Source organism: Sphingobium fuliginis, from assembly GCF_015074805.1.
Classification (GTDB): Bacteria; Pseudomonadota; Alphaproteobacteria; order Sphingomonadales; family Sphingomonadaceae; genus Sphingobium; species Sphingobium fuliginis.
Window position 1 is genome coordinate 935701 of record NZ_CP060036.1, and the last position, 21172, is coordinate 956872.

At 67.4% G+C, this 21172-nt stretch carries 18 protein-coding genes; 12 read left to right on the forward strand and 6 right to left on the reverse strand.

From position 1 onward, the window contains the following. Positions 1-108: 108 nt before the first annotated feature. From H5V43_RS20275 to H5V43_RS20315, 9 genes are all read left to right on the forward strand, one after another. Positions 109-2073: a methyl-accepting chemotaxis protein gene (locus H5V43_RS20275; protein ID WP_025547711.1), complete on the forward strand. Its 1965-nt coding sequence runs from the start codon at positions 109-111 to the stop codon at positions 2071-2073. Next, on the forward strand, positions 2070-3476 hold the full coding sequence (locus tag H5V43_RS20280; RefSeq protein ID WP_065847827.1) for a chemotaxis protein CheW: 1407 nt from the start codon (positions 2070-2072) through the stop codon (positions 3474-3476). Before H5V43_RS20275 ends, H5V43_RS20280 begins: the two co-directional genes overlap by 4 nt. After that, entirely contained in the window at positions 3473-4618 is a 1146-nt protein-coding gene (gene cheB, locus H5V43_RS20285; RefSeq protein ID WP_065847825.1) for a chemotaxis-specific protein-glutamate methyltransferase CheB, read from the forward strand. Before H5V43_RS20280 ends, cheB begins: the two co-directional genes overlap by 4 nt. Then, positions 4615-5451, forward strand: a complete 837-nt coding sequence (locus H5V43_RS20290; RefSeq protein WP_025549513.1) for a CheR family methyltransferase — start codon at positions 4615-4617, stop codon at positions 5449-5451. The genes cheB and H5V43_RS20290 overlap by 4 nt, the downstream gene beginning before the upstream one ends. Beyond that, positions 5451-7400, forward strand: a complete 1950-nt coding sequence (locus tag H5V43_RS20295; protein WP_130030067.1) for a chemotaxis protein CheA — start codon at positions 5451-5453, stop codon at positions 7398-7400. The genes H5V43_RS20290 and H5V43_RS20295 overlap by 1 nt, the downstream gene beginning before the upstream one ends. Continuing rightward, a complete protein-coding gene (locus H5V43_RS20300; protein WP_025549512.1) occupies positions 7397-7642 on the forward strand; it encodes a hypothetical protein in 246 nt (81 codons plus the stop codon). Before H5V43_RS20295 ends, H5V43_RS20300 begins: the two co-directional genes overlap by 4 nt. 81 nt (positions 7643-7723) lie before the next feature. Then, a complete protein-coding gene (locus tag H5V43_RS20305; RefSeq protein WP_025549511.1) occupies positions 7724-8107 on the forward strand; it encodes a response regulator in 384 nt (127 codons plus the stop codon). Then, positions 8104-8742 carry a chemotaxis protein CheX gene (locus tag H5V43_RS20310; protein WP_025549510.1) on the forward strand — a complete coding sequence of 213 codons (639 nt, stop codon included), beginning with the start codon at positions 8104-8106 and terminating at the stop codon, positions 8740-8742. Before H5V43_RS20305 ends, H5V43_RS20310 begins: the two co-directional genes overlap by 4 nt. Then, positions 8735-10714, forward strand: coding sequence for a hybrid sensor histidine kinase/response regulator (locus H5V43_RS20315; protein ID WP_037482726.1), 1980 nt, complete (start codon positions 8735-8737; stop codon positions 10712-10714). The genes H5V43_RS20310 and H5V43_RS20315 overlap by 8 nt, the downstream gene beginning before the upstream one ends. Before the next feature lie 41 nt (positions 10715-10755). Here the strand turns inward: H5V43_RS20315 and H5V43_RS20320 are convergent, their stop codons facing one another. Next, positions 10756-11520 carry an IclR family transcriptional regulator gene (locus H5V43_RS20320; protein WP_025549508.1) on the reverse strand — a complete coding sequence of 255 codons (765 nt, stop codon included), beginning with the start codon at positions 11518-11520 and terminating at the stop codon, positions 10756-10758. 127 nt (positions 11521-11647) lie between these two features. On the opposite strand from H5V43_RS20320, the gene H5V43_RS20325 reads away from it, so the two are divergent. Both H5V43_RS20325 and dmpG read left to right on the forward strand, forming a co-directional pair. Beyond that, entirely contained in the window at positions 11648-12589 is a 942-nt protein-coding gene (locus H5V43_RS20325) for an acetaldehyde dehydrogenase (acetylating) (RefSeq protein ID WP_025549507.1), read from the forward strand. Continuing rightward, a complete protein-coding gene (gene dmpG / locus H5V43_RS20330; RefSeq protein WP_025549506.1) occupies positions 12586-13608 on the forward strand; it encodes a 4-hydroxy-2-oxovalerate aldolase in 1023 nt (340 codons plus the stop codon). Before H5V43_RS20325 ends, dmpG begins: the two co-directional genes overlap by 4 nt. Positions 13609-13691: 83 nt before the next feature. On the opposite strand, the gene H5V43_RS20335 is transcribed toward dmpG, so the two are convergent. Genes H5V43_RS20335 through H5V43_RS20345 form a run of 3 tightly spaced genes read right to left on the reverse strand, consistent with a single transcriptional unit; the run spans position 13692 to position 18702 of the window. Next, complete coding sequence (locus tag H5V43_RS20335) at positions 13692-14870, reverse strand: acetyl-CoA C-acyltransferase family protein (RefSeq protein WP_025549505.1); 1179 nt, start codon at positions 14868-14870, stop codon at positions 13692-13694. Further along, positions 14867-16954, reverse strand: a complete 2088-nt coding sequence (locus H5V43_RS20340) for a 3-hydroxyacyl-CoA dehydrogenase NAD-binding domain-containing protein (protein WP_044661094.1) — start codon at positions 16952-16954, stop codon at positions 14867-14869. The genes H5V43_RS20335 and H5V43_RS20340 overlap by 4 nt, the downstream gene beginning before the upstream one ends. A gap of 14 nt (positions 16955-16968) precedes the next feature. After that, a complete protein-coding gene (locus H5V43_RS20345) occupies positions 16969-18702 on the reverse strand; it encodes an acyl-CoA dehydrogenase family protein (RefSeq protein ID WP_065847030.1) in 1734 nt (577 codons plus the stop codon). 147 nt (positions 18703-18849) lie between these two features. Between H5V43_RS20345 and H5V43_RS20350 the strand changes: the two genes are divergently transcribed. Next, positions 18850-19560: a helix-turn-helix domain-containing protein gene (locus tag H5V43_RS20350; RefSeq protein ID WP_025549504.1), complete on the forward strand. Its 711-nt coding sequence runs from the start codon at positions 18850-18852 to the stop codon at positions 19558-19560. 32 nt (positions 19561-19592) lie between these two features. Here the strand turns inward: H5V43_RS20350 and H5V43_RS20355 are convergent, their stop codons facing one another. Both H5V43_RS20355 and H5V43_RS20360 read right to left on the reverse strand, forming a co-directional pair. After that, complete coding sequence (locus H5V43_RS20355) at positions 19593-20177, reverse strand: TetR/AcrR family transcriptional regulator (protein WP_025549503.1); 585 nt, start codon at positions 20175-20177, stop codon at positions 19593-19595. A gap of 90 nt (positions 20178-20267) precedes the next feature. Next, on the reverse strand, positions 20268-20963 hold the full coding sequence (locus H5V43_RS20360) for an FCD domain-containing protein (RefSeq protein ID WP_025549502.1): 696 nt from the start codon (positions 20961-20963) through the stop codon (positions 20268-20270). Positions 20964-21172: the final 209 nt, after the last annotated feature.

Consider the following 21172-nt stretch of genomic DNA (forward strand, 5'->3'; position numbering starts at 1 on the left):
AAGCGGCGGTTCCGCCAGTCCACCCCTGCCATTTTTCACGGAGATATGGCGTGCGCCTTCCGCCTCGCTTATGCGGGTAGGAAATCGAAGCGAGGAAGAGAGTTACCCATGGCCCTGGTGAAAAAGGCTGCGCTCGGCAAGGCTGGCCGTGGCAGATCGGTCGCATCCTCTCCTGACGACCGGCCGGCAATGGACAAGTCCATGGCCCCCAACGGGTCCAGCCCGCCCAAACGGCTCCCTGCACGGCCGGGACGCAGGCGCAAGCCCATGACCGCGGTCGAGCGGCTCGACCAGGCGACGCAGGAACTGGCCAGCGGGTTGGGGGAATCGGCGTCCGCCGCGGCCGAACTCCAGCGCAATGTCGAGCAGATGGCGAGCGGCGCGGAGGAGGCGGCCAGCGCCGCGCAGGAGTCGCTCGGCCTCGTCGGCCATCTGCGCGCCAATTTTCGGGAAGCGAGCATCCGCGCCGCCGCATCGCGCAGCCAGACCGAAAGGCTGGAGGCGTCGTTCAAGGAAATCTCCGAACAGATCGATGCTTCCGTCGCGGCGATAGAGTTGAACGCCCGCCGCCAGCTTGGCTCGGTCACGGTGATAGAGCAGTTGGAACTGGCCGCCGCCCGCATCGGCGCGGTGGGCGACGCCATGGGCGACCTGGCCGAACAGACCGGCATGCTGGCGCTGAACGCATCGATCGAGGCGACCCGCGCCGGGGACAGCGGCAGGGGCTTCGGCATCGTTGCCGACGAGGTTCGCGAACTGGCCGAAGCGTCGGAGGCGAGCGCGACCGACATCCGCGCGATTGCGACGGGCATCGTCGCGGAGGTCCGCGCGATTGCGGCGCGGGTCCGCGCGGCCAGCGAACGCGCCAGCGGGGAGGCGCGGAGCGGCAGCCATGTCAGCACAGCCCTGGAAGAAGCGCGGGACGCCCTCGCCACCGTTCTGGGCGGCGCGCAGGAGATCGCCGCCGCCGCCGTCCAGGCTGAGGTGGCCGCCACGGAATCGGAACGCGGGGCCGAGCAGGTCGCTAGCGCCGCGGAGGAACAGTCCGCCGCGGCGGCCGAGGCGCAGCAGGCGATAGAGCAGCAGGCCGCCTCGCTGGAGCAGAGCCAGCAGACGGCGGAAGCGCTGGCGGCGCTGAGCGGCGCGCTGGGGACGGAACGGGCCGGTTCGCAGGAGGTCGAGCAGATCGCCGTGGCCGCCGAACAATTATCCGCCACGGTGCAGGAGCTGTCGGGCGCATCCAGCCAGATCCAGATCGCCATCGAGCAGATTGCGCGCGGCGCACAGCTTCAAAGCGCCGCCACATTGCAGGCCAGCGCCGCCATGGGGCAGATCGAAACCAGCGCCACCATTGCAAGGGACAGGGCGGCCGGCGCGGTCGAAAGCCTGGACGGGCTGGTCGCGACGGTCGGGGAAGGAAGCGCGAAACTGACCGGCCTGATCGACGGCGTGGGCGCCGCCGTCGAAGACACGCGCGCCGTGCTGGACCTGCTCGGCAGGCTGAACGAAACGGCGCGGCGGGCGGAGAAGGTGGCCGACACGCTGGCGCTCGGCGCGCTCCAGACCAACATGCTGGGGGTGAGCGGCGCGGTGGAGGCGACCCGGTCCGGCGAAGCGGGCGAAGGCTTCACGACCGTCACGGCCGACATTCGGAAACTGGCGCGCAGCCTGGCCGCCAATGCCGAAGAAGGCAAGGATGTCGTGCGCGCCATCCAGGAAGGCATTCAGATCGCGCAGCGCACGCTCGACCAGATCGCCGCGGCGGGGGAGACGGAAACGACGCGCAACGAAGCGCTGCTTGCCCGCTTCGCCGGCATGGCTGCGGAGCTGAACGCGACCCGCGCCGACAATGGCGTGATCCTCGATGGCGCGGAGGCGATACAGCACGCCGCGCGAGAGGTGCGAAGCGGCTGCGAGCAGATCGCAAAGGCGGCCGAACTGGCGGCCGAAGCTGCGCGGGAGGCGGGCGCTGCCGCTCACCAGCAGGCGCAGAGCGCGGAAATGCTGGCTGCGGCCATTGAAGACATCGCCTCTCTCGCCGCCTCGCTCAACAGCGGAGAGTCCGGCGCATGACGGCGGGCGACCGGCTCGTCTTCCGTGCCGGTGACAGGCGCTATGCCGTGGCGGCGGGCCGCGTGCGCGAACTCGCCCGATTGCCGCGGCTGACGCCGGTTCCACTGGCGCCGCAGGGTCTGCTGGGGCTGGGCAATGTGCGGGGAGAGACGATCGCGGTGCTTTCCCCGGCCGCGATGACCGGCGGCGAAGCGCTGGGCGCGGCGCGCCATTTGCTGGTGCTGGGGGGCAGCGATCCCATCGCCCTGGCCATCGATGCGGTGGAAAGGTCCGACGGGGACGAGGCGGGCAGGATCGAGGATTTCCCCCTCGACCAATGGATCGCACAGGCCTTTCCCCTGCGCGCGAGTGCGCGACGCGCCAGCGCAGGCGGGGCCATGGCACGACCTGTCCGGCACGCCATGCGGGACGACCGGCTGGCGCTGCTGCGCGTGGCGATAGGCGATCAGAGCTTCGCCCTGCCCCTGGAGGAGGTTGCGCAAGTGCTGCGCATGCCCCGCGACGTGGCGCTGCTCCCCGGCGCGGATGCAGCCGTGGTGGGGACGATCCGCTGGCGCGACCGGTCGCTGGGCGTGCTGTCGCTCGCGGCGCTGCTGGGCCTTTCCGGCGATGAGGGGGCGGAGACGGACCGTGCCCGCCGCCGCATCGTCGTGGTGACGCTCGGCGGCCAGAATCTGGGACTGCTGGTCGATCATGTCGAAGGACTTTTGCGCGTGTCGCCCGGGCGGATCGACAGCCTACCCACCGCCCTGTTGCGGACGGAAGGCGAGGCGCGGATCAGCGCCATTTGCCGTCCCGAGGGCGGCGGCCGGCTGGTGTCGATGCTGGCGGTCGACGAACTGCTGCGTGATCCCGCCGCGCGCCTGCCGGTGACGAAGGATCAGCGAACCGGCAAAGCCGCGCCTGCATCCTCGCCCTCCAGCCCGCGGATGTCCCTGCTGCTCGTCCGCATCGGTCCCCATGACCTTGCCCTGCCGGTCGGGGCCATCGACAAGGTGATGGGGCCGCCGGAGCGGCTGACCACGCTGCCCGGTGCGCCGCCGTGGCTGGCGGGCCTGGCGGCGACTGGCGGCGAACCGCTCGCGGTGGTCGATCAAGTCATGCGTCTGACGGGTTCCCCGGCCAGCGGAGCGCGGCGACGGCTGATCGTGCTGCGCACCGACGGCCGGCGCGTCGGCTTTCTGGTCGACGAAGCGCGCACCATCCTTGCCGTCGAACGCAGCATGCTCGTTCCCGCACCCCTTCCCGATGCGCTGGCCGATGGGATTTTCGGAGAGGTGCTGCACGCTTCGGACGGTGGCGGCAGAACGCTGCTCGTCGTCCAGCCGGCAGCGTTGCTTTCTTCAGCCGAGCAAGCCCTTATGGCCGAAATCGCTCGCCGCCAGCCGACGCCAGCGCCATGATCCGACTGCTGATCGTCGACGACAGCCCATTGATGCGGCAGCTTCTGACCGAAATCTTCGCCGAAGCCGGGGATTTCGAGACAGGCACGGCCCGCAACGCCGACGAAGCCCTGGCACAGCTCAGCGCGTTCCAGCCCGATGTCGTGACGCTGGACATTCACATGCCCGGAATGGACGGACTCGCCTGCCTCGACCGCATCATGGTCGAGCGGCCGACACCGGTCGTCATGCTGTCCTCCCTCACCGAAGCCGGGGCGGACGAGACGCTGGAAGCGCTGGCGCTGGGCGCGGTCGATTTCATTCCCAAGCCGCGGGGACCGCTGTCGATCGAGATCGAAGGAATCGCGGCCACGCTTGTCGCCAAGGTCCGCGAGGCCGCCAGCGCCCGCATCCCGCGCAGCGCCCGGCTGACCGAGCGGGTCCGGCGGCGCGCCGCCGCCACGCGCCTTGCGGGCGGCTCCGCTGCTCCCATCCGCCCGTCCATGCCCAGACAGGCCGCGACAGCCATTCCACCCCGCAGGCGGCCCGCCCACCTTCCTTCGCACGAGAAAGCCGAGGCGCTTTCAGGGATAGAGGCGGTGCTGGTGGGCGTCTCCACCGGTGGGCCGTCGGCGCTGGACGCGCTGCTCGGTCCGCTGCCTGCCGACTTCCCCTGGCCCATCGTCATCGCCCAGCACATGCCGTCCAGCTTCACCGGGCCGCTGGCCCGCCGCCTCGACCGGGGATGCGCCATCGCGGTGGAGGAGGTGCGGCAGCCCCGCCCCCTTCGCCCCGGCACCGCCTATATCGGGCGGGGAGACGCGGACCTGATCTTCTCCCGCCGGGATGGCGTGCCCCAGATACTGGCCGCCCCGATGCGGGCGGATCGGCTATGGCATCCCAGCGCGGACCGGCTGGTCGAAAGCGCGCGGGCGCTGTTCCCGCCACGGGCGCTGGTCGCCGTGCTGATGACAGGCATGGGGCATGACGGGGCGGAGGCGATGGCCGCCCTCCACCGGGACGGCGGCCATGTGCTGGCGCAGGACGAGGCAAGCTCCGTCGTCTGGGGCATGCCCGGCGCGCTCGTCGCGGCTGGCGGCGCCGATCTGGTCCTGCCGCTGGAAGATCTGGCGGCGCAGCTCCTCGCTTGGGCGCAGGGATGACGCAGGTGCCCGAAACGCTGCTTGCGGGATCGTCGCTGACGCGGCTGACGGCGCTGCTCTACCGCCTGACCGGCATGAAGTTCGACGAGAAGAAGCGCTTCTACCTCGAACGCCGGGTCGCGCACCGCATGGACCGGACCGCGACAACCGACATCGCCCGCTACCTCCTGCTGCTGGAGCGCGATGCGCACGAGCGGCAGATGCTGATCAACGCCGTCACCATCAACGAGACCTATTTCTTCCGGGAGGAGCATCAGCTCACCGCGCTGGCGGACGAGATCCTGCCCAGGATCGCCGCGGAAAAGCGGCCCGGCGACCTGATCCGCATCTGGTCCCTTCCCTGCTCGACCGGGGAGGAAGCCTATTCGATCGCGCTCTGGCTGCTGGAGCGATGGCCGCTGGTCGACGCCTATCATGTCGAGATCGTCGGGTCGGACATCGACACCCACGCGCTCGATGCCGCCCGGGACGGCCAATATGGGGCGCGCGCGCTCGCCCGGCTGCCGGCGGACATGCTCGCGGCCTATTTCGAACGCGAACATCAGCACCGCAGACGGATCGTCCAGGACCTGCGCGAATCCGTGCTCTTCACCCAGGCGAACCTGAACGATGCGGCTTCGGTGGCGAGCCAGGGCCGCTTCGATATCGTGCTTTGCCGCAACCTGCTCATTTATTTCGATGACGAATCGCGCATCGCCGCCGCCCGGCATCTGCACGAGGCGCTTCTTCCCGGCGGCTATCTCCTGCTCGGCCATAGCGAATCCATGGCCCGGATCGACGAGCGCTTCGATCTGGTTCGCTTGCGCCAGGCAATCGTCTATCGTCGGCGCTGATGGACGAGCTGCTTCAACAATTCCTGCTCGAAGGACGCGATCTGGTGGCGGATGCGCATGCCGCCCTGGTGGCGCTTGGCCGCGACGCACGGGATCGCCCGGCGCTCGACCGGCTGTTCCGCGCCACCCATACGCTCAAGGGGTCGGTGGCCCTGTTCGACATGGCGCCGGCGGAACGGCTGCTCCACGTCGCAGAGGCCCGACTCGAAGGCGCGAGGAAAGGCGACGGGGCGCTGGACGAAGCCATGCTCGACCTGTTGATGCAGGCGATCGACCAGACCGACCGCTGGATCGACGCCATGGAGGGCGCCGCTTCGCTGGACGCCGACGCCACCGGCCTTTCGGACCGCCTGATCGCCCTGATCGCAGGGGACGGGGAAACCGGTGAAGCTGACCTCCCCCTGCCCGTCTCACCCCCGGTCGCGGCTGATCAGGACTGGATCGCCGCCCTGCGCAGCCGCGCCGAACTGGCCATGGTCGACCCCGGCCGGGCGAGAACGGCCTTCCGCTATACCCCCGATCCCGACTGCTTCTTCCGGGGCGAGGACCCGCTGTCCATGGTCGAGAATGTGCCTCAATTGCTGGGCATCGCCATATTGCCCGCCGGCGATGCCTGGCCGGACCTCGCCGCCTGCGAGCCGTTCCGCTGCATGGCCGCCATAGAGGGGTTGAGCGCCGCCGACGAAGCGCAGGTGCGCGCCGCGTTCCGGCTAGCGCCCGATCAGATTGCGGTCGCGCCGTTCAATCCGTCGCCAGCGGCAAGCGATTCTGCCCCCTATGCCACCGAACTTGCGGCCACGCTCAGGGTCGAGGCGGTCCGGCTCGACCGGCTGGCCGACCAGAGCGGCGAACTTGCCGTCGCGATCCGTGCGCTGCAACCGATAGCGGCCCGCCTGCGCGTCATCGATCCGCTGCTCGCCGCCGAACTCCGTGCCGCGGAGGACGAGATCGCCCGCGTCGCCGGACGGCTCCAGCGCTCGGTCGCGCAGGTGAGGCTGGTGTCGCTCGAACCCGTGCTGCGCCGCCTGCCGCGGCTGGCGCGGGAGGCCGCGGCCATGGTGGACAAGGCGATCCGCTTCACCATCGAGGGGGAGACGGCGCAGGTCGACAAGCAACTGGCCGACCAGTTGTTCGAACCCCTGCTCCATCTGGTGCGCAACGCCGTCGACCACGGGCTGGAGCCGGCCGGACAGAGGGTGGCCAGCGGGAAACCCGCCGAAGGGCGGATCGGGCTTGCCGTCCGGCAAGATGGCGGCCATATCTCCATCGTCCTGACCGATGACGGGCGCGGGATCGATCCGCAGGCGATGCGGGCGGCAGCCGTCGCCAAGGGCCTGATGAGCGGCGAGGCGGCGGCCGCGCTCAGCGATGCGGAAGCCTTGCATATCGTCTTCCTCCCCGGTTTTTCCACCGCCGAAAGCGCCACTATGCTGTCGGGCCGGGGCGTCGGCATGGACGCCGTGCGGGCGGCGGTCGAACGGCTGGCGGGGACCATCACGATCCAGAGCGATGTCGGCCGGGGCACGCGCATCACCCTGCGCCTGCCGGCCAATGCGATCACGACTCCGCTTCTGGTCGTCGCGGCGGGGGACCGTCAGCTCGGCGTCAGGCTGGACCAGATCGTTGAAACCGCGCGGATCGACGCCAGCGCGGTCCAGCCGGTCGGTCAGGCGCATGCCTGCATATTGCGGGACAGGACCGTGCCCGTGCTGGACCTGGCGGCGCTGCTGGGGCTGGAACCCACGAGCGGCGCGCTTGCCCGGCTGGTGGTGACCGATGCCGGACCCTGCCGCACCGCGCTGCGCGTGGCTGCCTTCGGGGAGCGGTTCGACGCCGTCGTGCGCGAAAGCACGGGATTGCTGGCCGCCATGCCCGCCGTGGCGGGTACGGCGATGATGTCCGACGGCAGCGTGCTGCTGGTGCTGGACCTGCCGGAGCTGGTGGCATGAGCGTGGTCGTGGAGGAGGACCGGATCATCCTCTCAGGCGCTGCGACGGTGGAGGACGCCGAACCGCTGCTGGCCGCGCTGCTGGAGCATCCCCATCACAGGATCGACATCGCCGGGCTGGCGCGGGCGCATCTTGCCGTGGTGCAGTTGGTCCTCGCCGCCGGCCGGCCCGTCATCGGCCGGCCCGAAAGCCCGTTCCTGCGGGAAATCGCCTTTGCATCGCCAATGCGGATCAAGGTGTAACAATTTCATATCTGCGATTGCGGTTCCTTCCTATAGAAGAAGATGAAGGCCCGACCGGGTCGAGATTGAGTGGAGTCATGAATGCCCGTTACCGTGTTGATCGTGGACGACAGCAAACTCGCGCGGATCGTCGCGGGAAAGGCATTGGCGGAACTTCAGCCCGACTGGCAGAAAATCGAGGCCGGCAGCGGGGCGCAGGCGCTGGAACTGCTGGGCAAGGAGCGGATCGAAGTCGCTCTCATCGATTTCAACATGACCGAACAGGATGGGCTGGAACTTGCGGGCGAGATACGCGCTTTGAGGCCGGACATGCCGATCGCGATCATCACCGCCAATATCCAGGACGAGATCATCGCGCAGGCGCGGGCGATCGGCGCCGCCTTCATCGCCAAGCCCGTCACCAGCGAGGGCCTTGCCGGCTTCCTGACCGGCGCTGCGCTCAAGCTGAGGTCCAGCCAGGAATGATAACGGGCCACGTCGCGCTGAGCGAACTCGAACAGGACGCCCTGACCGAGATCGTGAATATCGGCGTGAGCCGCGCCGCCTCTTCCTTGAGGAAGATGATCGGGGACCAGGTCGTCCTGTCCGTCCCTTCGGTGGAGGTCGTGAGCCAGCGCCGCGCCGCCCGCCTGATCAGCGAGCGCGAAGTGGTCGACCTGATCGCGGTGCGGCAGGATTTTTCGGGTCCCTTTTGCGGGCGGGCCCTGCTGATCTTCCCCGAAACGAACAGCCTGGAGCTGGTTCGGGCGGTGACGGGCGGCGCCCTTTCGGCCGAGGAAGCGGTCGAGATGGAGCAGGAGGCGCTGGCCGAGACGGGCAACATCATCCTCAACAGCTGCCTTGCGACCATGGCCAACATGCTCAAGCGGTCGCTGTCCATGACCATCCCCGAAGTGCTGCGGGGCAATGGCGCGACCCTGTTCGAAATCGACGAAACGACAGGGTCGGAAGGGCTGGTCCTCTTTCTCTACATCGACTTTGCGGTGCGCCAGCGCGACATTCGCGGCTATATCGCGATGCTGATGGACATTCCTTCGCTCGCGACGCTCAAGCAGTTGCTCGACGAGTTCATCTCGCGCATCGTGGGCGAGGATGGCTGACGAAGCGATCATCGGAAACGCGGATCAATTGCGCGCCGTGCTCGCGGCGGCGGGGGCCAGCGGCGCCTGGGACTGGGACATCGTCCGGGACCGGCTGACCGTCGATGCCCGTTTTGCCGAGCTGTACGGATTGGGCGCCGATGCCGCCGACCAGCCATTGCCGACCGCCGCCTTCTTCCGCGCCATCCATCCGGAGGATCGCGCCCGCATCCGCATCGCGGTCGCTGGCATGCTGGCGGGCTCCGAATTCTTCTCCAAGGAATTCCGCATCATCGCTCCGGACGGTGCGATATTATGGATGCACGGCCGGGGCCGGAGCCAGCTTGACGATCAGGACGAGCCGATACGTTTCACCGGGCTGCTGGTCGATGTGACCGACCGCAAGCGCACGGAGGAGCGGCTCCGCATCGCGCAGAGCGCCGGCGGGATCGGCACGTTCGAATATCGGGACGGCTTCGCGACAGTGTCGGTCTCCAGCGAATTCTGCCGGCTGCTCGGCCTCCACCCCGCCGACCGGCTGCCGGTCAGGACGATCAACGCGGTCGTGTGCGAGGACGAGGAGCCGTTGATACCCGAAGACGGTGCGGAACCTGCCAGCATCGACAGCGTGTTCCGCATCCGCCGCAGCGACGATGGCGCGGACCGCTGGATCGCCCGCCGTGGCGAGGCGATGCGCGACAGCGAGGGTAGCGGTTACCGGCTGCTGGGCGTCATCTATGACGTGACCGATGCGAAGCTTCAGGAAACGCGGCTGCGCGAATTGAACGACACGCTGGAGCAGCGCGTCGCGCAGGAGATAGACGAACGCCTGCGGGCGGAGGATGCGCTCCGCCAGGCGCAGAAGATGGAGGCCGTCGGCCAGCTTACCGGCGGCATCGCGCATGATTTCAACAATCTGCTGACCATCATCACCGGCAGCGTCGACATGGCGCTGCGGCGGCTCGACAATTCGGCCGATCCCAGGGTGGGCCGCGCGCTGGACAATGCCATGCGCGGTGCGGAACGGGCAGCGGCGCTGACCCAGCGCCTGCTTGCCTTCTCCCGCCGGCAGCCGCTCGACCCCCGTGCCGTGGAGGTGCCCCGCCTGCTGGCCGGCATGTCGGACCTGCTCACCCGCACCATCACCGAAGCGGTCGCCATCGCCATCGAGGCGCCGGACGACGTCTGGACCATAGAGGCCGATCCGCACCAGCTTGAAAATGCGATCCTCAACCTGGCCGTGAACGCCCGCGACGCCATGCCGCAGGGCGGATCGCTGACCATCGCCGCAGGCAACCGGCAGGTCGCCGCGCACCAGAGCGACGAAAGCCATGTCAGTCCCGGCGATTATGTGGCGATCACGGTAAGCGACAACGGCACCGGCATGGACGCGGACACCCTGACCAAGGTGTTCGATCCCTTCTTCACCACCAAGGAGGTCGGGAAGGGCACGGGCCTTGGCCTGTCCATGGTCTATGGCTTCGCCAAGCAATCCGGCGGCAGCGTGCTGATCGACTCGGCATTGGGGGAAGGCACGACAGTGACGCTGCTGCTGATGCGCAGCATCCAGAGCGCGGAACCGCCCGCCGATGCGATGGACGAGCGCGAACCCTTCGGCAGCGCGTCGGAAACGATCCTGGTTGTCGAAGATGACGACGATGTTCGCGCCTATACGGTGGGAACGCTGCGCGAGCTGGGTTATCGGGTGGTGGAGGCGCATGACGGCGCTTCCGCCCTTGCCCTGCTGGACAAGCAGGACCAGCCGATCAAGCTGCTGATCACGGACGTCGTCATGCCCCGCATGTCGGGCAGCGAACTCGGCGCGGCGGCCCGCGCCCGGCAGCCCAGGCTGCGCATCCTCTACACATCGGGTTATCCCAGGGATGCGATCATGCGCGACGGACGGCTGGACAGCGGCGTCGAACTGCTGGCCAAGCCCTTCACCTTCCGCAGCCTGGCGGAACGGGTACGCGAGATCATCGACAAGGGCTAGGACGCGCTGCGTGAATTCCGGCGCAGGTCGTCGGTGGCGCCTCATTCCGCTGCGTTGAACGCCACCTGCTCGATCTCCCGCGCTGTGGCGTGCAGCAGTTCGATCACCTCGTCATGCCCGATCTTCCTCGCGCTCATCGACTGCGATATGGATATGGCGGCGGGCACCATGCCGTCCGGCCTCCGGATCGGAACGGCCGCGCAGGTCAGGTCTTCGGCAATTTCTCCATCGTCGATCGCATATCCCTGCCGCGCCACCAGATCGAGCTCGCATGCCAGGGCGCCGGCATCGACGATGGTGCGCGGAGTAAGGGCAACGAAGGGGCCGTTGGCGAGATAGGCATCCCGCTCGCCGGGGGGAAGATGGGCGAGCAGCACCTTGCCCATGCCGGAGCAATAGGCCTCCAACTGCATTCCCACCCGCGTGAACAGTCCTGCCGCCCCCTGGCCGATTTTCAGGCGATAGGTGACCATGTCATTTTCCAGCGTCCCCAGCTGCACGATCGTCCGCGCCTTCACGGCCAGCCGGTGCATGGCGGGCGCGGCGACGTTGACGATCAACTGCTTTTCGTCGAGCCGCTGCAAGAGCCGCAGCAGCCGCGCGCCCGCGACATGCCGTCCGCGCCCGACCGGCGTCAGATACCCTTCCTCGACCAGCGTCGTCACCTGCCGGTGGGCCGTCGCCACGGGCATGTCGATGGACCGCGCCAGCGCGGAAACGCTGTTCTGCCCGCCATCGGCCACAACCCCCTCCAGCATGGCCAGGGTCCGCTTGAGCGAACTGATTTGCGGCGTCCTGTTTCTCATGATGTGAGAAGATCACAGCTTGGCCCGGTGGCGTCAAGTACAAAGCTCCCTTATTCTGATGCCCTGTGAGGCGGCCCGTACCCGGCGCCGGCGACATGCGTTTCCTTTACGAAAAGGCTTGAAGGATATGGCCAAAACCAAGGTTGCGATCATCGGATCGGGAAATATCGGCACCGACCTGATGATAAAGATCATGCGTCTTTCGGAGACGCTGGAAATGGGTGCCTTCGTCGGCATCGATCCGGAATCGGACGGGCTGAAGCGCGCCGCCCGCATGGGCGTGCCCATCACGGCGGAGGGCATTGGCGGCCTGATCGCGCTGGAGGGTTTCAAGGACATCGCCATCGTGTTCGACGCGACGTCGGCAGGCGCGCACAAGCGGCACAATGAACTGCTCCAGGCGCATGGCAAGCGGGTGGTCGACCTGACGCCCGCGGCCATCGGCCCCTACACCATTCCGCCCGTCAACGGCGAAACCAACCTGGATGCGTCGAACGTCAACATGGTGACCTGCGGCGGCCAGGCGACCATCCCCATCGTCCATGCCGTCAACCGCGTCGCGAAGGTGCATTATGGCGAGATCGTCGCCTCCATCGCCTCCAAGAGCGCAGGTCCCGGCACGCGCGCCAATATCGACGAATTCACCGAGACCACCAGCCAGGCGATCGTCGACGTCGGCGGGGCGAGCCGCGGCAAGGCCATCATCATCCTCAACCCCGCCGAGCCACCGCTGATCATGCGCGACACCGTTTATTGCCTGTGCGACGACGCCAGCCAGGACGAGATCCGCGCCAGCATCGACCGCATGGTGGCCGAAGTGCAGACCTATGTGCCGGGATACCGGCTGAAGCAGGCGGTGCAGTTCGAACATATCGGATCGAACCGTCCCCTGCGCATTCCGGAGATGGACGGGGAATTCACGGGCCTCAAGGTCAGCGTCTTCCTGGAGGTCGAGGGAGCCGCCCATTACCTGCCCGCCTATGCCGGCAATCTCGACATCATGACCTCGGCCGCGTTGCGCACCGCCGAAAAGATCGCCGTCCGCATGCATGAAGGAGCCGTCGCATGACCTTCGATCCGACCCAGACCAAGCTCTACATCCAGGACGTCACGCTGCGCGACGGCATGCATGCCGTCCGTCACCAATATAGCATCGACCATGTGCAGAAGATCGCCCGGGCGCTGGACGACGCCAAGGTCGACGCCATCGAGGTCGCCCATGGCGACGGCCTTAGCGGGTCGTCCTTCAACTATGGTTTCGGCGCGCATACGGACCATGACTGGATCGCCGCCGTGGCGGACGTGCTGGAACATAGCGTCCTGACGACGCTGCTGCTGCCCGGCATCGGCACGGTGCACGATCTGAAGCATGCCTATGATCTGGGCGTGCGGTCGGTGCGCATCGCCACCCATTGCACGGAGGCGGATGTTTCGAAGCAGCATATCGAGGCGGCGCGCAACCTGGGCATGGACGTGTCCGGCTTCCTGATGATGAGCCACATGACCGATCCGGATGCGCTGGCGCAGCAGGCCAAGCTGATGGAAGATTATGGCGCGCACTGCGTCTATGTCACCGACAGCGGCGGCGCGCTCAACATGGAGCAATATGCGGCGCGGCTTCAGGCCTATGATCGCGTGCTGAAGCCCGAGACGCAGCGTGGCGTGCACGCCCACCACAATCTTTCGCTGGGCGTCGCCAATTCCATCGTCGCCGTGCAGAACGGCGCGGTCCGCGTCGACGCCAGCCTGGCCGGCATGGGAGCCGGCGCCGGCAATGCGCCGCTGGAGGTGTTCATTGCCGCAGCGGACCGCTATGGCTGGAACCATGGCTGCGATCTCTATGCGTTGATGGACGCCGCCGAAGAACTGGTCCGCCCCCTGCAGGACCGGCCGGTGCGCGTGGACCGCGAAACGCTGACCCTGGGTTATGCGGGCGTCTATTCCAGCTTCCTGCGCCATGCGGAAAAGGCGGCGCAGGACTATGGCCTCGACGCGCGCAGCATCCTTGCGGAAGTGGGCCGTCGCAAGATGGTCGGCGGTCAGGAGGATATGATCGTCGACGTCGCGCTGGATCTCAGCGCAAAATAAGCGGCGGGGCGGCTTCGCCCCTTCGCCCGTGAGCAAGCCCATGGCCTGACGGTTCGTCCGTCAGGCCATGGGCGAGCCAGGCCTCACACCCGTTCCCAGATGGCCGCGATGCCCTGGCCGCCGCCTATGCACATGGTCGTCAGGCCCAGGCGGCCGCCGGTGCGCTGCAGTTCATAGACCAGCTTGGTCGTGATGATCGCGCCCGTCGCCCCCACCGGATGGCCCAGCGAAATGCCGCTGCCATTGGGATTGACCCTTGCCGGATCGAAGCCCAGCTCCCGCGAGACGGCGCAGGCCTGCGCCGCAAAGGCTTCGTTGGATTCGATCACGTCCAGATCGCCCACGCCCATCCCCGCCCGCTCCAGCGCCTTGCGCGTGGCGGGCACCGGGCCGATGCCCATATAGGCCGGATCGACCCCCGCATGGCCATAGGCGACCAGTCGCGCGAGCGGCTTCAATCCCTGCGCCTTCACCGCCTCCCCGCTTGCCAGCACCACGGCGGCGGCGCCGTCGTTGATCCCCGACGCATTGCCGGCCGTCACGGTCCCATCCTTCTGGAAGACGGGCTTCAGCTTGCTGAAATCCTCCGGGGCCGCATCGGCGCGCACGAATTCGTCGGTGTCGAACGGCACCGGCTTGCGCCGCACCGTCACCTCCACCGGCACGATCTGCTCCCTGAAATAGCCCTGCGCGATGGCGTTCGCCGCCCGCTTCTGGCTTTCATGGGCGAGCGCGTCCTGGTCTTCCCGCGAAATGCCGTAGCGGGCAGCGACATTCTCCCCCGTGACGCCCATATGGATGCCGTGGAAGGGATCGGTCAGCGCGCCGGTCAACCCGTCCTGCACCACCGCATCGCCCATCTTCTGGCCCCAGCGGGCGGCGGGCAGGAAATAAGGCGCACGGCTCATGATCTCCACGCCCGCGCCCAGCGCGATGTCGCAGTCACCGAGCATGATCGACTGGGCTGCAGTAAGGATCGCCTGCAAACCCGATCCGCAGAGGCGGTTGACGCTGTGCGCCGGAGTTTCCTGCGGAATGCCCGCGCCGATCGCCGCTATGCGCGCGGCATAGGCGTCGCGCGGCTCGCAAGGGATGACATTGCCCAGCACGACATTGCCGATCAGGCTCGCCTCGAGCCCCGCGCGCTCGATCGCCGCCCGCGCCACATGCGCACCCAGTTCGCCCGGCTTCTGGTCCTTGAGCGAGCCGCCGAAGCTGCCGATGGCCGTCCGCGCCGCCGATACCAGAAAGACATCCGTCATATGCTGTTCCTGTCCTGAATGTTGAGATCCCCGAAGCGCCCACCCTCGGCAGCGAGCCGCTCGATCAGCGGGGCGGGCGTCCATGCCCATCCGTTACGGCCGGCGGCAAGGGCGCGAAGCCGGTCCAGAACGGTGGACAAGCCCATGATGTCGGCCTGGAACATCGGCCCGCCGCGTTCGCGGCCGAAGCCATAGCCATGGATGTAGATCATGTCGACGTCGACGGGACGATAGGCGATTCCCTCCTCCACGATCCGCGCGCCTTCATTGACCAGGGCCAGCAGGCAACGGCCGACGATTTCCTCATCGCTGAACGCGCGCCGCTCAAGGCCTGTCTCGGCGGAGTAATCCTCGATCAGCCTTGTGATTTCCGGATCGGTTTCCGCCGTCCGGCCATCCGGATAGGCGTAGATGCCCTTGCCCGTCTTCTGTCCGAACCGCCCCAGTTCACAGATGCGGTCTATCACGCCCGAATAGGGCCGGTCGGGCTGTTCCGCCATACGGCGCTTGCGGATCGCCCAGCCGATGTCCTGTCCGGCCAGATCCATCGTCCGGCACGGCCCCATCGCCATGCCCCACCGCTCCATGGCGGCGTCGATCTGCTGCGGCAGCGCGCCTTCCTCCAGCAGGAACCAGACCTGGCGCAGATATTCCTCGAACATGCGGTTGCCGATGAAGCCGTCGCACACGCCCGACACGACGCCGACCTTGCCGATCCGCTTGCCCAGCGCCATCGCGGTCGCCAGCACATCCGGCGCGGTTTCCCTGCCGCGAACCACTTCCAGCAACCGCATGATATTGGCGGGCGAGAAGAAATGCAGGCCGACGACCCGCGACGGATCGGCCACCAGCGCGGCGATGGCGTCGAGGTCGAGCGTCGATGTGTTGCTCGCCAATATCCCATCCGGCCGGGCGATCGCATCGAGCGCGGAAAAGACCTGCTTCTTGACGCCCATATCCTCGAACACCGCCTCGATCACCAGATCGGCATCCGCGAGCGCCTCCAGTTCGGTCGCCGCCGTGAAGGCGGCGATGCGCGCATCGGCCACGTCCTGACCGATCCTGCCCTTCTCCACATCGCGCTGGATCGTCTTGCAAATGGTGGCTTCGGCCTTGGCGAGCGCCTCGGGCCGCAGTTCGGCCATCGTTACGGGCAGGCCCGCATTCAACAGCGCAAGCGCGATGCCCGTGCCCATCAGGCCGCCGCCCACAACACCGACATGACCGACGTCACGGGGGCGCACGTCCGGCGCCAATCCGGGAATGCGCGCCACAGTCCGCTCCCCGAAAAATACGTGACGCAGGCCGCGAGAGGCTTCGGAGCGCAGCAATTCCCCGAACAGCGCCGCTTCCAGCGCCAAACCGGCGGCCAGATCGCCGGACAGCGCCGCGACGCAATCGACGATCCGGGCAGGCGCCTGGCTCAGCCCGGCCCGCAGCTTCGCCCGGCGCGACGCGACGGCCCCGGCGAGGTCGGCAGGCACCGGCAGCGTGCCCGAACGGCGCAGCGGAGGCACGTTGCGCGCCACCTCCAGCGCCGCCTCCACAACATCGCCGTCCACCAACTGATCGACCAGTCCCGCCGACAATGCGCGCTCCGCCGTCACGGGCTTGCCCGACAGCATCATGTCGAGCGCTGCGCCTGCCCCGATCAGGCGCGGCAGGCGCTGCGTACCGCCCGCGCCGGGCAGCAGGCCCAGCGTCACTTCGGGCAGGCCAAGGCGGCTTCCCGCCTGGGCAACGCGGTAGTGGCCCGCCATGGCCAGTTCCAGGCCACCGCCCAGCGCCATGCCGTGGATCGCCATGATCACCGGCTTGGCGCACGCCTCGACCGTCGCAATCAGATGCCGCAGCCGGTCGACCTGCTCGGGATCACCGTCGAAATCGCCGATGTCGGCGCCGCCACAGAACATCCGGCCGGCGCCGGCGATCACGATGGCGCGGCAGGCGGGATCGCTCGCCGCTTCCCCGACTTTCGCCCCCAGTTCCTCGACAAAGCCGTTGCCCACCGAAAGGGCATTTACCGGCCCGTTGGACAGGCGCAGGACGATGGTCGCACCCGCCCGGGTCATCTCGACGGCCATGATGATCCTTTCGTTCAGAAGGCGTCGGCGCCAAGCGCCATGATCGTGGCCTCACCCGCCGCGATGCCGGCTGCCAGCCCCTGGGCCTGCGGCAGCATCCGTTGCGCGAAATAGTCGGCCAGCGCGCGCTTCGCCGCATGCAGCGGCGCATCCCCCCGCGCGGCGGTGGCCATGCGCGTCCACATCCAGCCCATGGAGACCAGCGCGAAAAGGCGCAGATAGTCGACCGCCGCCGCTCCGGCTGCGTCGACCCCCGCGCCGCGCAGCGACGCGGTTACGCCGCGCAGAAGGGTGAGCGCGTCGCCCGTCTTCGCTGCAATGTCCAGCCCCGCCCCAGCTTCCAGATCCGCGTCCACCAGGGTGAAAAAGCCATCGACCACCGCGCCGCCCGCCATGGGAAGCTTGCGTCCGACCAGATCCATCGCCTGCACGCCATTGGTGCCCTCATAAATCTGGGCGATGCGGGCATCGCGGACATATTGCTCCATGCCCCATTCGCGGATGTAGCCATGCCCGCCGAACACCTGCTGCGCCTGCACCGCGCTTTCGAAGCCGAAGTCGGTGAAGGCCGCCTTCACCACCGGCGTCAGCAGCGCGACCAGGGCATCCGCCTTCGCCCGCTCAGCGGCATCGGGATGATGATGCGCCCGGTCGAGTTGCAAGGCCGTCCACCCGGCCAACGCCCGTCCGGCCTCCACGAAACCCCGGATATTGAGCAGCATGCGCCGCACATCGGCATGTTCGATGATCGCCACCGGACCCCGCGCGCCATCGGCGCTGCGTCCCTGGAGCCGCTCCTTCGCATAGCCGGCGGCCTGCTGATAGGCTGCGCCGGCAATGCCCAGCCCCTGAATGCCGACCATCAGGCGCTCGGCATTCATCATGGTGAACATGGCGGCCAGGCCCCTGTTCGGTTCCCCCACCAGCCAGCCGGTCGCGCCGTCATAGTTCATCACGCAGGTCGGCTGGGCGTGGATGCCCATCTTCTTTTCCAGCGCGCCCACCGACATGGCGTTGCGGATCGTGAAGCCGCCATCGGCGTCGGGCAGATATTTGGGCACCAGGAACAGGCTGATCCCCTTCACCCCCGCCGGGGCATCGGGCAGGCGCGCCAGCACCAGATGGACGATGTTGCCGCCGAAATCATGATCGCCCGAGGAAATGAAGATCTTCTGCCCGGTGACGGCGTAGCTGCCGTCGGCGCCGGGCGCCGCCTTGGTCTTCAGCAGCGCCAGGTCCGTGCCCGCGCCGCTTTCGGTGAGCGCCATGGCGCCGGTCCATTCGCCGCTCACCATGCGCGGCAGATAGGTGGCCTTCAGCGAATCGCTGGCATGGGCGATGATCGCCTCGCACGCGCCGCGTGTCAGGCCCGGGAACAGGCCGAAGGACAGGTTCGCCGCCGACAGCATCTCGTCCAGCCAGAGCTGGAGGATGAAGGGCAGCCCCTGCCCGCCATATTCCGGCTCCGCCGATAGCGATGCCCAGCCCGCAGCCGCGAAGTCCCGCCAGGCGTCGGCAAAACCCTCCGGCGTCTTCACCGATCCGTCGACGAGATGGCTTCCCTCCTCATCCCCATGGCGGTTGAGCGGGTGCAGCCGGTCGGCGCACATCCGGCCCGCTTCCTCCAGGACGGCCACCGCCAGGTCGGCATCGACCTCCTTTCCAATGTCCGCCATTGTCCGGTCGAAGCCGAGAACCTCCGTCAACAGAAAGCGATAATCGTCTATCGGGGGAACATAGCTGAACATCGGGACTCTCCTGGAAATCGCGGGCCTCTGCTATACCAAACATCTGTTACAGTCAATCGCGGCGCATCCCCTGCCATTCGGCAATCCCCAAGGTCCACGACCGACTTATTAACATTCCGGAAACCCGCCGGTGCGAATAGTCGGAAAATGCCCATACCAGCGATCGTCGACCAGCCACCCGAGTCCGAAAACAGGCGAGACGCCGCGCGTTGGCGCATTCGCCTGGAACTTCCCGGCACGTCCGACGGCGCGAGCACGAATGTGGTGATCCACGACATCTCGACCGCCGGCATGCTGATAGAAACCAGGTCGACGCTGGAGATCGGGCAGAGCATCATGCTGTCCCTGCCCGATGCCGACCGGGTCGTGGCCCGTGTCGTCTGGCAGAACGAGACCCTGTTCGGCTGTCGTTTCGAAACGTCGCTGCCCCAGGGCGCGGTAAGCGCGATCAGGCTGCGCAGTCCAGGGCGCGACGATGTGGAGCCTGCCGCCGATCCGCCGGAGGAAGCCGCCGCCGAAGGATTGGGCGAACGCCTGCTGCGGCTGCGGCATGAAAAGGGGCTGAGCCGCACGGCATTGTCCGAGCGGACGGGGTTCAGCAAGCCCACCATCTGGGGATGGGAGACAGGCAGGACGACCCCGAGAAGGGAAAATCTGCGCATTCTTGCGGCGGTCTTCGGCCTGTCCGAGCAACAGCTGCTGTACGGCAAGGGGCGTCCGCCGCTCCGGGAAACCGACGCATCGGGCGCGGAGGCCTATGCCCGGTCGCTGAAGGAGGTCATCGATCAGGCGAAGACGCGCATTGCCGAAGCGGCCGGGGTGAGCAAGCTCAAGGTGCAGATTTCCATCGAATTTTAGCACGCGGACGCCCTCCCCCGGCGGGGCAGAGATCATTCATGCCGAAAGACGGCGACGATCTGCGCCGCAATCTCCGCCGGAGCAAGCTTGCCGGGACGGTACCAGTCGGCGGTGGCGTTCAATTGCGCCAGAAGCAGGTTGCGATAGATCGACCGGTCGATAGGGGCCGGCAGCGGCAGTTCCTCGACCAGCGAACGAAACAGCCCTTCGAACCGGTCGCGCCGCGCGATCAGCTGTTCGCGGACATCATCCGGCACTTCCCGAAAGTCGTTCATCATCGGCGTGGTGAGGGAGCCGGGGGCAAGCTGGATGTCCAACAATGTCGCGCAGGCCGCGTACAGCCGGGCCCAAGGATCGGATTGCGCCCGCACGGCCGCGGCTATGCGTTCTTCCGCCCTGTCGAGCGCGGCATTGTGCAGTTCCACGAACAAGGCGTCCTTGGACCTGATATGATGGTAAAGCGAACCGCCCAGCACGCCCGCCTGCTCGCCGATGTCGCGCATGGAGGTGCCGCGATAACCCTTTTTCGCGAATAGCTGGGCGGCGATCTCCAATATCTGGCGGCGGCGCGACGATGGCTCGTCATTCGGTCCAGAAGGCGGCACAGGCTTTGTCATCGTGGCGGCGCTAGCACATCCTTAAATGCCCGCGAAGCCTCCGTTCCCGATGAAGGGACCGGCGCTTCATCTTTGCCCGAGCCGGCCTCCTCAGATGGCCGCGTCGAGTTGGCGCATGATCTCCCGTCGGCGCCGTTGCGCTTCGAAGCGGGCGCGCTCCGGATCGCCGTCGAGGATCGCGGCGATGATGGCGCGTCTTTCCCGCTTCCAGCGCTGCTTGCCCTCGCTTCCGCCATAGACCGGCCCGCGCGGATATTCGGCATAATGGTGCACGGCCACGCGGGAGAGCAGTTCCATCAGCGGGCGGTCGACCATCAGGTAGAGAATGTCCAGCATGCTCTGGTCGAATGCGCCGCGCTGCCGCGCCGTATTGCGCCCGTCGATGGATTTGACCAGCGCCGCAAGCTCCTGCCGAAGCGCCTCGTCCGTGGCGCGCGCCGCCGCCGCCATCAGTTCGCAGTCGAGCAGGGTGATGATGTCGATGGCCTCCGGATGCGCCGAATGATGCAGCGCCAGGAAGCCGGAAATCGCCTGGCTCAAACCCTCCGCATCGGGCCGGGTGCCGTAATAGCCGCCGCCGGGGCCGCGCCGAACCTTCAGGAAACCCTCATGCTCCAGCACGCGCGCCGCCTGCTGCACGGTGACGATGCCCACGCCCAGCGCCTTCGCCAGATCGGGCAGGGATCCGATCTGCGCTTCGGGCGGCTGGGCGACGATCATGTCACGCAGCTTCGCCACGGCCGCCGTCACCAGTCCTTCGCGGGAATTCTGCTTGCGGATGCTCATCTTACTCCTCGTCTGGGGTCCGACCGCCCATAGCGAATTTGCCGGCAAAAGGGCACTCCTCATACATCCTGTCCTATTATGTGCATATTATTTGTTTGATTCTTTCCGGTTTGGCGGTATTGCGATTCATAGGGGTCGATAATGGGCATATTAGTATGGGCTGAGGATAGGACGGCTTTTGGCCGCGCCAGAGCCCTGCCAACATGGGA

Bases quoted from the DNA above. Each gene is read 5' to 3' on its own strand.
- H5V43_RS20275 (WP_025547711.1), top strand. From the start codon at position 109: ATGGCCCTGGTGAAAAAGGCTGCGCTCGGCAAGGCTGGCCGTGGCAGA.
- H5V43_RS20280 (WP_065847827.1), top strand. From the start codon at position 2,070: ATGACGGCGGGCGACCGGCTCGTCTTCCGTGCCGGTGACAGGCGCTAT.
- cheB (WP_065847825.1), top strand. From the start codon at position 3,473: ATGATCCGACTGCTGATCGTCGACGACAGCCCATTGATGCGGCAGCTT.
- H5V43_RS20290 (WP_025549513.1), top strand. From the start codon at position 4,615: ATGACGCAGGTGCCCGAAACGCTGCTTGCGGGATCGTCGCTGACGCGG.
- H5V43_RS20295 (WP_130030067.1), top strand. From the start codon at position 5,451: ATGGACGAGCTGCTTCAACAATTCCTGCTCGAAGGACGCGATCTGGTG.
- H5V43_RS20300 (WP_025549512.1), top strand. From the start codon at position 7,397: ATGAGCGTGGTCGTGGAGGAGGACCGGATCATCCTCTCAGGCGCTGCG.
- H5V43_RS20305 (WP_025549511.1), top strand. From the start codon at position 7,724: ATGCCCGTTACCGTGTTGATCGTGGACGACAGCAAACTCGCGCGGATC.
- H5V43_RS20310 (WP_025549510.1), top strand. From the start codon at position 8,104: ATGATAACGGGCCACGTCGCGCTGAGCGAACTCGAACAGGACGCCCTG.
- H5V43_RS20315 (WP_037482726.1), top strand. From the start codon at position 8,735: ATGGCTGACGAAGCGATCATCGGAAACGCGGATCAATTGCGCGCCGTG.
- H5V43_RS20320 (WP_025549508.1), bottom strand. From the start codon at position 11,520: ATGAGAAACAGGACGCCGCAAATCAGTTCGCTCAAGCGGACCCTGGCC.
- H5V43_RS20325 (WP_025549507.1), top strand. From the start codon at position 11,648: ATGGCCAAAACCAAGGTTGCGATCATCGGATCGGGAAATATCGGCACC.
- dmpG (WP_025549506.1), top strand. From the start codon at position 12,586: ATGACCTTCGATCCGACCCAGACCAAGCTCTACATCCAGGACGTCACG.
- H5V43_RS20335 (WP_025549505.1), bottom strand. From the start codon at position 14,870: ATGACGGATGTCTTTCTGGTATCGGCGGCGCGGACGGCCATCGGCAGC.
- H5V43_RS20340 (WP_044661094.1), bottom strand. From the start codon at position 16,954: ATGGCCGTCGAGATGACCCGGGCGGGTGCGACCATCGTCCTGCGCCTG.
- H5V43_RS20345 (WP_065847030.1), bottom strand. From the start codon at position 18,702: ATGTTCAGCTATGTTCCCCCGATAGACGATTATCGCTTTCTGTTGACG.
- H5V43_RS20350 (WP_025549504.1), top strand. From the start codon at position 18,850: ATGCCCATACCAGCGATCGTCGACCAGCCACCCGAGTCCGAAAACAGG.
- H5V43_RS20355 (WP_025549503.1), bottom strand. From the start codon at position 20,177: ATGACAAAGCCTGTGCCGCCTTCTGGACCGAATGACGAGCCATCGTCG.
- H5V43_RS20360 (WP_025549502.1), bottom strand. From the start codon at position 20,963: ATGAGCATCCGCAAGCAGAATTCCCGCGAAGGACTGGTGACGGCGGCC.